The following is a 12,466-nucleotide window of genomic DNA, read 5'->3' on the forward strand; positions in this document are numbered from 1 at the left end:
TCGCTCGATGAAAATCCTGTTCCTCTGCACTGCCAATAGCTGTCGCAGCATCCTCTGTGAAGCAGTCTTCAATCACTTGGCACCGGAAGGCATGAAAGCCTGCAGTGCGGGCAGTCAGCCCAAAGGTGAAGTGCATCCGCTGAGTCTCAAGACTCTGGAAAACGCTGGTATTTCGACGCTTGGGCTGTTCAGTAAGTCCAGCGATGCCCATGTGAATTTGGCACCCGACTTCGTCATCACGGTGTGCGACAAGGCTGCCGGTGAAGCTTGCCCGGTATTTTTCGGACCGGCCACCAAGGCCCACTGGGGGCTGGCTGATCCTTCGGAATATCACGGGACTCAAGAAGAGATCGAGGCGGCTTTTGAAGCCACGCTGGAGCAGATCAGAACCCGTATCCAGGCCTTCCTGGCATTACCGCTTTCGCAACTGAGTGCCGAACAGCTCAAGGCACAGCTGGCCCTGATTGGCACGCTGTAACCACAGGAGCAATTAACATGAGTAAAGGCCGTCTTTCTTTCCTGGCCCGTTACCTGACCCGTCACCAGTGGCCTTCGCCACGGTGATTGACCCTTGGGTGGAAGTGCCAGTGCTGATTTCCCTGGTCGGCGTGGCCCTCTAGTTGAAACGCCGTTGGTTCGATGAATCCAAGAGCGCCGTTGCGCAGGACAAACACTATGTTTGATGACTCTATCCCTCAACTCGATACCGAACTGGTTGATCTCCCATCGACTGACAAACTGGGTATCGAAAAGACCTCCATCCACAAGCCGCGCATTTTGCTGCTGTACGGATCGACCCGTGAGCGCTCCTTCAGTCGCCTGTTGGTCGAGGAGGCCGCTCGATTGCTGGAGCACTTCGGCGCCGAGGCGCGGATTTTCAATCCGTCAGGTTTGCCGCTGCCCGATGACGCACCCGACGATCATCCCCGTGTGAAGGAACTGCGCGAACAGATGTTGTGGTCCGAGGGGCAGGTCTGGTGCTCTCCAGAGCGTCACGGTTCCATGAGCGCGGTCTTCAAGGCGCAGATCGACTGGGTGCCACTGGCGATGGGCGCGGTACGCCCGACCCAGGGCAAAACCCTCGCCGTCATGCAGGTGTGCGGCGGCTCGCAGTCGTTCAACGTGGTCAATCAGCTGCGGGTGCTGGGACGTTGGATGCGCATGTTCACCATCCCCAATCAATCTTCAGTGCCAAAGGCCTATATGGAGTTCGACGACAACGGCCGGATGAAGCCGTCTCCGTTCTACGACCGTGTCGTTGATGTGATGGAAGAGTTGGTGAAGTTCACGCTACTGCTTCGCGACCGTCAGGACTATCTGGTCGATCGTTATTCCGAGCGCAAGGAGTCGGCGGAAGAACTCATGAAACGTGTCAATCAGCGCTCCATCTGAGGGTTTTTCACCGTGCAACAACACCCATATTCCGTACTGCCGCTGGCACAGTTCAATGGCCAATTGATCTTCACCCCGTGTCCCGGCACGAAGGGCACCAAGCCTTTCGAGGCGCTGCAAACCGTCAAGGACGCGGGGGCATCGGCACTGCTGACGCTAACCGGTTTGGTTGCCACTCGGCTGTTGATCGAAAGCGGTGTGCCATTGTGCGATGCCATCCGCGATGTTCAGTCGCTGCGCCCGCGCGCTATCCAGCATCCTGCCCACATTGAATACATCGGCCAGTTCGACACCCGGTCGAACGCCCACTGACACTCAATACAGAGCACAACAACATGGCTATCAAAGTTGGTATCAATGGTTTCGGCCGGATCGGTCGCCTCGCGCTACGAGCAGCCTGGAGCTGGCCAGAACTCGAATTCGTGCAGATCAACGACCCAGCGGGTGACGCGGCGACCCATGCGCACCTACTGAACTTCGACTCGGTACATGGTCGTTGGAATTACCAGGCCGACTCCGAGGGCAACAGCATCGTCATTGACGGCAAACGAATCAAGGTAACGGCCAACAAGGCAATTGCCGACACCGATTGGTCGGGTTGCGATCTGGTGATTGAAGCCAGCGGCAAGATGAAGACCGTCGCGGTGCTTCAGGCGTATCTCGACCAAGGCGTGAAGCGCGTAGTGGTGAGTGCGCCCGTGAAAGAGAAGGGCGCGCTGAATATCGTCATGGGTGTCAATCATCAGCTGTTCAAACCGGCTGAACATCGCATCGTCACGGCGGCGTCATGCACCACCAACTGTCTGGCGCCGGTGGTGAAAGTCATCCACGAGAAGCTGGGCATTCGCCACGGTTCGATCACCACCATCCACGACCTGACCAACACCCAAAGCATTCTCGATCAACCGCACAAGGATCTGCGCCGTGCGCGTGCTTGCGGAATGAGCCTGATCCCAACCAGTACCGGATCGGCCACCGCCATTGCCGAAATCTTCCCGGAGCTGCGTGGGCGCCTGAATGGTCACGCCGTACGCGTGCCGCTGGCCAACGCTTCGCTGACGGACTGTGTCTTCGAGGTCGAGCGAGCCACCACTGTCGAAGAGGTGAATAAACTTCTCAAGGACGCTTCCGAGAATGAACTGAAAGACATCCTCGGTTTCGAGGAGCGTCCATTGGTGTCTATCGACTACCGTACCGATCCGCGTTCATCGATCATCGATGCGCTGTCGACCATGGTTATCAACGGCACCCAGGTCAAACTCTATGCCTGGTACGACAACGAATGGGGCTATGCCAACCGCACCGTTGAACTGGCCAGAATGGTCGGTCTGGCAGTCTGAGGAGCGATCATGAAATCGTTGTCAGCCCTGGCGCCGGAAGTGCGGCAGTACCTGCTCGTGACGGGCAACTACTGGGCCTTCACTCTCACCGATGGCGCCCTGCGCATGTTGGTGGTGCTGCACTTTCACGCGTTGGGCTACAGCCCCCTGCAAATCGCGGCGTTGTTTCTGTTCTACGAACTCTTTGGCGTGATCACCAACCTGGTGGGGGGCTATCTCGGCGCGCGATTAGGCTTGAACCGAACCATGAACATCGGGCTGGGGATGCAGGTCGCAGCGTTGTTGATGCTGACAGTACCCTCGGCCTTGTTGACCATCCCTTGGGTGATGGGCGCGCAGGCGTTGTCGGGGATTGCCAAAGACCTGAACAAGATGAGCGCCAAAAGCTCGATCAAACTTTTAGTGCCCGATGGGCAGCAGGGCAAGCTTTATCAATGGATAGCCATCCTCACCGGCTCGAAGAACGCGCTCAAGGGTGTCGGCTTCTTTCTTGGCGGAGCCTTGCTGGCATTGATCGGTTTCAAAGGTGCCTTGCTGGCCATGGCGAGTGTCCTGGCGCTGATCTGGATCAGCAGCTTGATCCTGTTAAAAAAGGACCTGGGTAAGGCCAAAGCCAAGCCCAAATTTCGCGACATCCTCTCCAAGAGCCGGGCGATCAATATCCTCTCGGCGGCGCGGATGTTTCTGTTCGGCGCCCGTGATGTCTGGTTTGTGGTGGCCTTGCCGGTGTACCTGAGTAGTGTCTTCGGCTGGAGTTTCTGGAAGGTTGGCGGGTTCCTGGCAGCCTGGGTGATTGGCTACGGCATCGTGCAGTCCTTCGCGCCCAACATCACTGGAAAGAAACGTGGGCACGTACCGGATGGTCGTACGGCATTTCTGTGGGCTCTTGCACTGGCAGGCCTCCCGGCGGCAATCGCTCTCGGGCTGAACACTGGTTTGTCGCAGCAGGCGGTGCTACTCGGCGGATTAATGCTCTTTGGGGCGCTGTTCGCGGTGAATTCGTCGTTGCACAGCTACCTGATCGTGGCCTACGCCAAGGAAGACGGTGTGTCGCTGGACGTGGGGTTTTATTACATGTCGAACGCCATGGGGCGACTGATGGGCACGGTGCTCTCGGGCTGGGTTTATCAGATGTACGGGTTGGGCGCGTGCTTGTGGATATCGAGCGCATTCGTGTCGCTGGCCGCTCTGGTTTCTATCGCCTTGCCTCGGCATGCAGAGGCGATATGAAACCGTCAGACAGGACGGACTGAACCCTTTGAGACTTCGGCACAGAATCTGTGCCCCTGACTTACCGCCTCCTACCACCACGGACGAACCTTGGATCGGTGCAAGATGATCGAGTATAGCGATTCAATTCAGCTCGCAACCCGCGTTACTCGGACAGGCGGATTCGAATCTGTTTTTCAATCTCGATGATTACAAAGAGCGCAACGCCCACCCCGATGATCAGCAGGCCGTCAACGAAGGGGATCGCTTCGGTTGCAAAAACCTTTTGCAGTGGTGGCGCATACGTGATGGCGAACTGCGCGAAGGTGACCACGGCGACTGTCATCCACACGACTTTGGTGCCACGAATGCCCTTCCAGGTAAGCGATGTGCTGTAGAGGTTGCGAATGAAGAACAGGTGGAAAATTTCCATCACGACTAACGTGTTAACCGCGATGGTTCGGGCCAACTCCACTGAGTAGCCCCGGTCGAGCGCATACGAAAAAATACCGTAAACGCCGCAGAGGAACAGAATAGAAACAAGCACCATATGCCAGACTAAAGCACCGCCTATGAGTGGCGCTTTGCGTGAACGGGGCGGTCTGAGCATAGTGTTTTCTTCGGTGGGCTCGAACGCCAGTGCGATGCCGAGCGTCACTGCGGTTATCAGATTGATCCACAGAATCTGTATCGGCGTCACCGGCAGCGTAATACCGAGCAGCAGGGCGACGATGATGGTCATTGTCTCGCCCGCGTTGGTAGGTAGCGTCCAGCTCAGCACTTTCTTGATGTTGTCGTAGACCGTCCGGCCTTCGCGCACAGCGGCCACGATGGATGCGAAGTTGTCATCGGCCAGCACCAGATCGGCGGCTTCCTTGGCGGCTTCACTGCCTTTTCCACCCATGGCGATACCGGCATCGGCACGCTTTAGCGCTGGTGCGTCGTTCACCCCATCACCGGTCATGGCCACTGTCATACCGTTCGATTGCAGCAGCATCACAAGCCTGAGCTTATGCTCAGGGCTGGTGCGAGCAAAGATATTGACGACCTTGACTGCCTCCTTGAGGGCGGTATCGCTCATGGCGTCCAGGTCAGCGCCAGACAGCACCTTGTCGGCATTTTGCAGGCCAATGTGGCGACCGATAGCGGCGGCGGTGCCTCCGTGATCGCCAGTGATCATCTTGACGACAATGCCTGCTGCCTGGCATTGCTGAATGGCCTTTTTTGTCTCGGGCCTGGGCGGGTCAATCAATCCGACCATGCCAAGCAAAGTTAAACTTCCTTGCACGTCCTCGAATTCCAGCACGGTATGCTCGGGTGGAACTTGTCTAACTGCTAACGCCAATACACGCTGCCCCTTGGCGGCAATGGCGTTTGCCTGTGCGTGCCAGTAGTCCGCATTGAGCGGTTCAGTCTCGCAAGCGTTTACAAGCTGCTGCGTGCTCATGGCCAGTATTTGTTCTGGCGCGCCTTTTACGTAGATAGAGGCATGTCGATCATGGTTGTGGTGCAGTGTCGCCATGAAGCGGTGTTTGGCGTCAAACGGTATGGCGTCGGTGCGGGGCCAGGCCTGATGATCTTCATCACGATCGATTCCGGTTTTTCCGGAAAATGCCAGCAAGGCACCTTCCATCGGATCACCCTCAACCTTCCATGAATCTTCATGCAGGCGCAGCACGGCATCGTTGCACAAACCGGCTGCGCGCCCCAGCTCTTCCAGCGCAGGGTGAGACGACTTGTCGACTGGCTGATCTGCAAGGCTGATGCTGCCCATTGGCTGATAACCTGCACCATCGACCGTGAAGACGAGATCGTTCGTCACGACCGATGCCACCATCATTTCGTTGCGGGTAAGTGTGCCGGTTTTGTCAGTGCAGATGACGGATACCGAGCCGAGTGTTTCGATGGCAGGCAGGCGACGAACAATGGCGTTGCGACGAGCCATCGCCCTGACTCCGACAGCCAGCGTGATGGTCAGGACGGCGGGCAGCCCTTCAGGTATTGCAGCCACCGATATCCCGACCACGACCATGAAGATCTCGGTGAACTCGTAGTGCCCGACATAATGGCCATATACGAGTAACAACCCGCCAACCAACAAGATCAGGATCGTCAGCCTGCGTGCAAATACGTTCGTTTGTTGCACCAGCGGAGTCGTCAGCGTTTCTACTTCCGCAAGCAGCGTACTGATGCGTCCGATTTCAGCCGCTGCTGCGGTAGCAACGACAACCCCTGTCGCTTGCCCGCACGTCACAAGCGTGCCGCTGAACGCCATGCAGGTACGATCACCCAGGGCAGCGTCAAGCTCTACTGGTTTGGTATGTTTTTCTACGGGTAGGGATTCACCGGTAAGAATGGCTTCTTGAATCTGTAGTCTGTTCGCGTGCAGCAGGCGTAAATCAGCAGGGACTTTGTCGCCGGCCTCCAACAATACGATATCGCCCGGGACCAGCTTCTCGCCTGCAACGCTCAAGCGTTCGCCTGCGCGAATCACGGCGGCGTGCGGTGCCAGCATCTGCCGGATAGCGTCCATGGCTTTTTCCGCTTTGCCTTCCTGAACGTATCCAATGATTGCATTGGTAATGACCACCGCCAGAATCACCACCGTATCCCACAGGTGTTGCAACATCGCGGTAATCGCGGCGGATCCTAGAAGTACATAAATCAGAATGTTGTGAAATTGCAGGAGGAATCGCAGCCAGGCAGGTCGCCGTACTGCTTCTGGCAAGCGATTGAAACCCGTTCGGTCAAGCCGGGCTTGAACTTCATCGGCCGCCAGCCCGACATGCTCATTGACTTCAAGCAGGTTCGTCACCTGCTCTGCAGGCAGGGTATGCCAGGCCATGGAATGTGACGGAATGGGTATGGGCTCTTTTGCAGCTTCACCGACCGGCTTCTTCAATGAGTTTCTCCTGTGCGCGCTCAACGGGGACGGGCTGAGGGGGCATGAGCGGGCGTGGATCGTTCAGGTCGGACATTCAAATCTCCTTGTTCAAACAAGTTTTGAAACTGCTCCGCTCAGAATAGTTTTAAACAATAGCAATCCACTTGTACGTTTATAGATTCAGCTGCCGGGGTTTGCAGCGCATGGCCTTGGCAGGCAGTTGAATCACGAACTGAAGCGTTCAGCTACCCTTGGGAGGCTGCGATGACATTGGTAGACGCTGAAGGTTTAAGTGAGTCAATTAACGTCAGCCACTCAGAGCACATTAAGAGGAATTTTCAGGTAGCAAGTGCCATTGCCTTCAGCTGGAGGCAAATTACCTGCTCGCATGTTCACTTGCACGGATGGCAGGATAAGTGTCGGCATGCCCAACGTAGCGTCCCGCGCTTGGCGCATAGCAACGAAATCTGCTTCGCCAGTGCCCTCATGCACATGAACGTTATGGGCTCTTTGCTCGGCAATGGTGGTTTCATTGCGGTAGTCATCTCGACCCGGGGCCTTGTAGTCGTGGCACATAAACAAACGGGTATCGTCGGGCAACTCGAACAACTTTTGAATGGACTGGAAGAGTTTTCGCGCATCGCCACCGGGAAAATCGCATCGGGCAGTGCCGTAATCAGGCATGAACAGCGTATCGCCGACAAAACCGGCATCACCGATTAGATAGGTCATGCAGGCCGGTGTATGACCTGGTGTGTGGATGGCGTGCGCTTCGATCCCTCCGACCAAAAAGCGCTCACCGTCTTTCAGCAGCCGGTCGAATTGACGACCATCAGTGGCAAACTCGCTGCCAACGTTGAACAACTTACCAAAAGTATTCTGAACCACGGTGATCTGCTCGCCGATGGCCAGTTGGCCGCCCAACTCGCGCTTTAGATACTGCGCTGCGGAAAGATGATCGGCATGTACATGGGTTTCCAGTAACCACTCCACCGTAAGGGCTTGCTCCCGCACGTAGGCAATTAGACGTTCCGCGCTGTTGCAAGACGTGCGACCCGATGCGGGATCGTAATCGAGCACTGAGTCGATAACGGCGCAGTGCCCTGTATTCGGGTCGCTGACAACATAGCTGTAGGTATACGTAGCGGAGTCAAAAAAAGCTTCTACATGGGGTTTCATGATGGAATTCTCTTTTCGATATACGAAGTGGAGTGCTGATCTACCAATGGGCTTTTGGTCAGGAATCGTGATCAGCGCTGCAGACCTGAACCACCACGGGCGCCTTCAGGCGCCCGCCAGTGTGCAACGGCCGTCGTTCAGCGACGGTTACAGGTCTTGATGCCCAGCAAGGTGTAGACAGGGCAGAAACGGAAAATGCCAGTGGCCAGCGGCACCAAACCGATCCAACCCCATGCGCCGATCACACCGGACAAACTGAGCCCAATGAGAAGCAGGCCGGCGACAATGCGCAGGCTACGGTCTATGGTTCCAATGTTCGCTTTCATGGCGATCTCCCGATCAATGGCTGCGCCGGCTCTCCAGCGCAGTAAACAACAACATGCCGGCCAGCATGGCCAACATGAACACGATCACTTGCCAGTGTCCTGTCAGCAGAATGGCCACTGCGGGGCCAGGACAGATGCCCGCTATTCCCCAGCCGATGCCGAACAACAGGCTCCCGCCAATCAAGCGCGGGTCCAACTCACGTTTGACCGGTAGCTGCATTGGCCTCCCCAGCAGCGAGCTGGATTGTCGGCGGGCCCAGGTCAGCGGGCCAAAAGCCACGCCAATGGCTCCCACCATGACCAACCCCAAGGAAGGGTCCCAGGCACCGGTTAAATCCAGGAAAGCGAGTACTTTGCTGGGGTTGGCCATGCCTGCCAGAAGCAGGCCCAGGCCGAACAGCAGGCCAGCAATGAATGCGGTCAGTTTGATCATGTCCAGCCCTCCAGCAGATGACGCAAGACAAACACTGTGGCGAAACCACTGAACATGAAACACCCAGTGGCGACCATCGATCGCGGCGAAAGGCGCGACAGGCCGCATACCCCATGACCACTGGTGCAGCCTGATCCGTATCGTGTGCCGATGCCCACCAATACACCGGCGGCGATCAGCCCGAACCAGCCACTTTGGAACTCAATCTGCGGCAGCGCAGCGAACAAGCCCCATAGAAGTGGCGCGATGAGCAGGCCCAGGAGAAAAAGTGCTTTCTCACTTACCCCCTCGCTCCCGCGCTGTAAAAGACTGCCGATCAGGCCGCTGATGCCTGCGATACGCCCGTTGGCGACGACGAATAGACTGGCCGCCATGCCAATCAATGCGCCACCGGCAAGGGATGACCAGGGAGTGAAGTTGAGCCAGTCGACATTCATGACATTTCTCCGGCGCAAAAATGTTGATACAAGGTTTGGATGACTGCCAATGCTGCGGGACTGCTGATGCGATAGAACACCTGCTTTCCGTCGCGGCGGGTCTCCACCAGCCCTTCGCGACGAAGCACTGCCAGCTGTTGAGAGAGAGTCGGTTGCTGTATCCCCAGCAGTGACTCGAGATCGCTGACATTGCGCTCGCCTTGGGATAGCTGGCACAGGAGGATCAAGCGATCCGGATTGGCCAGGGCTTTAAGGAATTGGCTGGCAGCATCGGCATTGGCGTGTAGCTGCTGGATATCTGATTCGGGCATACGATTGGTCACTAATTAATCAGTTTGCTAAATTATAGTATATAAAAAAATAAAGTGTTTGGTGGCATTGATTTGCGCTGGTCACTGGCAGGCGAGATCGGGGAGGGCTAGTCACGGGCTCTGGGCGAGGCTTGGGTGTTGGCGCCGACGTCGCATTGACCTGATTCTTCGCACCAACGCCTGTTTGTTCGAATCACGCCGTCCCGAGCATATTTTTCAATGACTAAGGCCAATGTTCACAGCATTGGTCTTTTCCGTGTACGTGACATGTGCGGAGAAGGCTGACGGCGGGTATCAGGGAAAAGCTGATATACGGGAAAGCCGCACTCGAATAAGGTGCAGCAGTTCGCCCTGCCAGCTGTTTCAGAGAAATGCTGAGTGGCCGCAACTGGTCAGGGTGGGCTTACTTTCTTGACTGCCCGGCCACTGTGCCGGGTTGTTGGTTTTCGCCATTCGTCCAATGCCGGGCACTTGAGCGCGGTGTGGCTCTCTCACGTTTAAGCACGGATTCACCCGGGCGTGAGAGCGGAGAGTCACCATGGAAATTGACGAGAATGCACCTGGCAACAGATCCCAACAGAGCGTGACGCGCACGGCGGACAACGAAACCGGCCATGACCCTGAAAGGGATGAGCCAGGGATTCCGTTGCAGCCGGACGACGGAGCCCCTGTTGATGAAGATATGACCGACGTGGAGGCCAACAACTCGGTATCGAGTGAGCATCCCGACGCTGGAACGAGCGGTCGCGTCGATAATCCGGATCAGGATGAAGATCATAAGGAGGCTCGCGGCATGCCGGCGAGCGATCCGGAATCCGGCGCCTGACCATGTTCGGATCATTTCAATAGCCCGCACAGCGCGGGCTTTTTTACGCCTCGAATTCACCTGTGGCCGGGGCAGCCCTCGGGAAGGCCTGGACGTCGATAACCGGACAGTGCGAGACAGGGCGTCGTCGCAGCCCTCTGTCATGAAATGAAAAGCCATTGTCGTCTGATGAGAAGCGACTCGCCAGACGGCGTCCTACAGTCCAATCAGCGCAATTCGACGCAGCACGCCCCAACTTGAGACTGGAGAATAAGAAAAAATGGCCAACGCCGTACGCTTCTACGAAACCGGTGGTCCCGAAGTCCTTCGTTGTGAAGAGGTCGAGGTCGGCGACCCCGGTCCGGGCCAGGTTCGTCTTCGTCATGTGGCGGTGGGCCTGAACTATGCCGACACCTACTTTCGCAATGGCACTTACCCGATTCCGATGCCCAACGGCATGGGGGTGGAGGCCTCCGGGGTGGTCCAGGCCATCGGCGAGGGGGTTACCCATGTGCGCGTGGGTGATCGCGTCACCTACACCGGTTTTCTCAATACATTGGGTGCCTACAGCACCGAGCGTCTGATCCCGGCCGCGCCGCTGATCAAGCTGCCGGAAACAATCAGTTTCGAGACCGCCGCTGCCATGACCATGCGTGGCCTGACCTCGTCGTACCTGATGCGACGCATTTACGATTTCAAGGCCGGCGACAGTATTCTGCTGCACGCCGCCGCCGGTGGTGTGGGCCTGATCGTTTCGCAGTGGGCCAAGCTGCTCGGCCTGAACGTCATTGGCACGGTGTCCACCGAGGCGAAGGCTGACATTGCCCGGGCCCATGGCTGCGAGCATGTCATCAACTACAGCCATGAAGACGTCGCCCAGCGCGTTCGCGAGCTGACGGACGGCGAGGGGGTCAACGTGGTTTTCGACAGTGTCGGCAAGAACACCTTCATGGGGTCGCTGGATTCGCTCAAGCGTCGTGGCCTGATGGTCTGCGTCGGTACGGCATCCGGTCCTATCCCGGCCTTCGATCCGGTACTGCTGGCGATGAAAGGCTCGTTGTTCCTGACCCGCCCAGCCCTGGCCGATTACATCGCCGACCCGGCGGAAAAAGCCGCGTTGGCGGGCGAGTTGTTCGACCATGTCGGCAGCGGTCGGATCAAGATCGAGATCAACCAGCACTATGCCTTGCAGGACGCCGTACAGGCCCATCGCGACCTGGAATCACGCAACACCACTGGCTCATCGATATTCGTCATTTAGGGGAGTTGCCTGCCATGAAAGTCGAACAATTGACCTGCAGCATTGGTGCGGAGCTGGTAGGCGTCAACCTCGCCGACGCGGTCCATGACGACGATCTTTTTGCCGAGATTCGTGCTCAGTTGCTCAAGCATCGAGTGGTGTTCCTGCGCGATCAGGACATCACTCGCGACGAGCATGTGGCCTTCGCTCGCCGCTTTGGCGAGTTGGAAGACCATCCGGTGGCCGGCAGCGATCCGGATCATCCTGGGTTGGTGCGCATCTACAAGAACCCGGACCAGCCGATGGACCGCTACGAAAATGCCTGGCACACCGACGCGACCTGGCGCGAGGCGCCGCCGATGGGCTGCGTGCTGCGCTGTGTAGAGTGCCCTCCGGTGGGCGGCGACACCATGTGGGCCAACATGGTCGAGGCCTATGCGCGCTTGCCGGAAGACGTGAAGGTGAAGATCGCCGACCTGCGTGCCCGTCACAGTATCGAAGCCAGTTTCGGTGCCGCCATGCCGATTGAAAAACGTCTGGCGCTCAAGGCGATGTACCCGGATGCCGAGCATCCGGTGGTGCGCACCCACCCGGAAACCTTGGAAAAGGTGCTGTTCGTCAACGCCTTTACCACCCACTTGAGCAACTACCACACCCCCGAGCGGGTGCGTTTTGGCCAGGACGCCAACCCGGGCGCAAGCGAGCTGCTGCGCTACCTGATCAGCCAGGCCTATATCCCCGAATATCAGGTGCGCTGGCGCTGGAAGCCCAACAGCATCGCCATCTGGGACAACCGCAGTACCCAGCACTACGCCGTCATGGATTACCCGCCGTGTCATCGCAAGATGGAGCGTGCCGGAATCATCGGCGACAAGACTTACTGATCGACCCCTTCTGCATATGCACTCGT

At 57.4% G+C, this 12,466-nt stretch carries 14 protein-coding genes; 8 read left to right on the top strand and 6 right to left on the bottom strand.

Going from position 1 to position 12,466, the window contains the following annotated elements:
* Positions 1–7: 7 nt before the first annotated feature.
* The 5 genes from B723_RS17165 (at position 8) to arsJ (ending at position 3,962) form a co-directional block, all read left to right on the top strand.
* Complete coding sequence (locus tag B723_RS17165; RefSeq protein WP_017337865.1) at positions 8–478, top strand: arsenate reductase ArsC; 471 nt, start codon at positions 8–10, stop codon at positions 476–478.
* A 197-nt stretch (positions 479–675) separates the two neighbouring features.
* On the top strand, positions 676–1,392 hold the full coding sequence (arsH, locus tag B723_RS17170; protein WP_017337866.1) for an arsenical resistance protein ArsH: 717 nt from the start codon (positions 676–678) through the stop codon (positions 1,390–1,392).
* Positions 1,393–1,404: 12 nt separating this feature from the next.
* Positions 1,405–1,704 carry a hypothetical protein gene (locus B723_RS17175; RefSeq protein WP_017337867.1) on the top strand — a complete coding sequence of 100 codons (300 nt, stop codon included), beginning with the start codon at positions 1,405–1,407 and terminating at the stop codon, positions 1,702–1,704.
* Between the two features lie 23 nt (positions 1,705–1,727).
* On the top strand, positions 1,728–2,732 hold the full coding sequence (locus B723_RS17180) for an ArsJ-associated glyceraldehyde-3-phosphate dehydrogenase (RefSeq protein ID WP_017337868.1): 1,005 nt from the start codon (positions 1,728–1,730) through the stop codon (positions 2,730–2,732).
* A gap of 9 nt (positions 2,733–2,741) precedes the next feature.
* Positions 2,742–3,962 (top strand): organoarsenical effux MFS transporter ArsJ, encoded by a 1,221-nt coding sequence (gene arsJ, locus B723_RS17185; RefSeq protein ID WP_017337869.1) that lies wholly within the window; start codon positions 2,742–2,744, stop codon positions 3,960–3,962.
* A 145-nt stretch (positions 3,963–4,107) separates the two neighbouring features.
* Here arsJ and B723_RS17190 read toward each other — a convergent pair whose 3' ends face one another.
* From B723_RS17190 to B723_RS17215, 6 genes are all read right to left on the bottom strand, one after another.
* Entirely contained in the window at positions 4,108–6,786 is a 2,679-nt protein-coding gene (locus B723_RS17190; RefSeq protein ID WP_017337870.1) for a cation-transporting P-type ATPase, read from the bottom strand.
* Positions 6,787–7,140: 354 nt separating this feature from the next.
* Positions 7,141–8,004, bottom strand: coding sequence for an MBL fold metallo-hydrolase (locus tag B723_RS17195; RefSeq protein WP_017337872.1), 864 nt, complete (start codon positions 8,002–8,004; stop codon positions 7,141–7,143).
* A gap of 137 nt (positions 8,005–8,141) precedes the next feature.
* Positions 8,142–8,330 carry a YgaP family membrane protein gene (locus B723_RS17200; protein WP_017337873.1) on the bottom strand — a complete coding sequence of 63 codons (189 nt, stop codon included), beginning with the start codon at positions 8,328–8,330 and terminating at the stop codon, positions 8,142–8,144.
* 13 nt (positions 8,331–8,343) lie between these two features.
* Positions 8,344–8,763 carry a DUF6691 family protein gene (locus B723_RS17205; RefSeq protein ID WP_017337874.1) on the bottom strand — a complete coding sequence of 140 codons (420 nt, stop codon included), beginning with the start codon at positions 8,761–8,763 and terminating at the stop codon, positions 8,344–8,346.
* Entirely contained in the window at positions 8,760–9,200 is a 441-nt protein-coding gene (locus B723_RS17210) for a YeeE/YedE family protein (RefSeq protein WP_017337875.1), read from the bottom strand. Before B723_RS17210 ends, B723_RS17205 begins: the two co-directional genes overlap by 4 nt.
* On the bottom strand, positions 9,197–9,511 hold the full coding sequence (locus B723_RS17215; protein WP_017337876.1) for an ArsR/SmtB family transcription factor: 315 nt from the start codon (positions 9,509–9,511) through the stop codon (positions 9,197–9,199). The genes B723_RS17210 and B723_RS17215 overlap by 4 nt, the downstream gene beginning before the upstream one ends.
* A 538-nt stretch (positions 9,512–10,049) precedes the next feature.
* On the opposite strand from B723_RS17215, the gene B723_RS17220 reads away from it, so the two are divergent.
* From B723_RS17220 to B723_RS17230, 3 genes are all read left to right on the top strand, one after another.
* Entirely contained in the window at positions 10,050–10,337 is a 288-nt protein-coding gene (locus B723_RS17220) for a hypothetical protein (RefSeq protein WP_017337877.1), read from the top strand.
* Positions 10,338–10,596: 259 nt separating this feature from the next.
* A complete protein-coding gene (locus B723_RS17225) occupies positions 10,597–11,577 on the top strand; it encodes a quinone oxidoreductase family protein (protein WP_017337878.1) in 981 nt (326 codons plus the stop codon).
* Positions 11,578–11,591: 14 nt separating this feature from the next.
* Complete coding sequence (locus B723_RS17230) at positions 11,592–12,440, top strand: TauD/TfdA dioxygenase family protein (RefSeq protein ID WP_017337879.1); 849 nt, start codon at positions 11,592–11,594, stop codon at positions 12,438–12,440.
* Positions 12,441–12,466: the final 26 nt, after the last annotated feature.

Origin of the sequence: Pseudomonas fluorescens NCIMB 11764, from assembly GCF_000293885.2 — a bacterium.
In the GTDB taxonomy this organism is placed as follows: Bacteria; Pseudomonadota; Gammaproteobacteria; order Pseudomonadales; family Pseudomonadaceae; genus Aquipseudomonas; species Aquipseudomonas fluorescens_B.

What these genes read in the sequence shown, in the direction of transcription:
- B723_RS17165 (WP_017337865.1), top strand. Translation starts at nt 8, where the DNA reads ATGAAAATCCTGTTCCTCTGCACTGCCAATAGCTGTCGCAGCATCCTC.
- arsH (WP_017337866.1), top strand. Translation starts at nt 676, where the DNA reads ATGTTTGATGACTCTATCCCTCAACTCGATACCGAACTGGTTGATCTC.
- B723_RS17180 (WP_017337868.1), top strand. Translation starts at nt 1,728, where the DNA reads ATGGCTATCAAAGTTGGTATCAATGGTTTCGGCCGGATCGGTCGCCTC.
- arsJ (WP_017337869.1), top strand. Translation starts at nt 2,742, where the DNA reads ATGAAATCGTTGTCAGCCCTGGCGCCGGAAGTGCGGCAGTACCTGCTC.
- B723_RS17190 (WP_017337870.1), bottom strand. Translation starts at nt 6,786, where the DNA reads ATGGCCTGGCATACCCTGCCTGCAGAGCAGGTGACGAACCTGCTTGAA.
- B723_RS17195 (WP_017337872.1), bottom strand. Translation starts at nt 8,004, where the DNA reads ATGAAACCCCATGTAGAAGCTTTTTTTGACTCCGCTACGTATACCTAC.
- B723_RS17200 (WP_017337873.1), bottom strand. Translation starts at nt 8,330, where the DNA reads ATGAAAGCGAACATTGGAACCATAGACCGTAGCCTGCGCATTGTCGCC.
- B723_RS17205 (WP_017337874.1), bottom strand. Translation starts at nt 8,763, where the DNA reads ATGATCAAACTGACCGCATTCATTGCTGGCCTGCTGTTCGGCCTGGGC.
- B723_RS17210 (WP_017337875.1), bottom strand. Translation starts at nt 9,200, where the DNA reads ATGAATGTCGACTGGCTCAACTTCACTCCCTGGTCATCCCTTGCCGGT.
- B723_RS17215 (WP_017337876.1), bottom strand. Translation starts at nt 9,511, where the DNA reads ATGCCCGAATCAGATATCCAGCAGCTACACGCCAATGCCGATGCTGCC.
- B723_RS17220 (WP_017337877.1), top strand. Translation starts at nt 10,050, where the DNA reads ATGGAAATTGACGAGAATGCACCTGGCAACAGATCCCAACAGAGCGTG.
- B723_RS17225 (WP_017337878.1), top strand. Translation starts at nt 10,597, where the DNA reads ATGGCCAACGCCGTACGCTTCTACGAAACCGGTGGTCCCGAAGTCCTT.
- B723_RS17230 (WP_017337879.1), top strand. Translation starts at nt 11,592, where the DNA reads ATGAAAGTCGAACAATTGACCTGCAGCATTGGTGCGGAGCTGGTAGGC.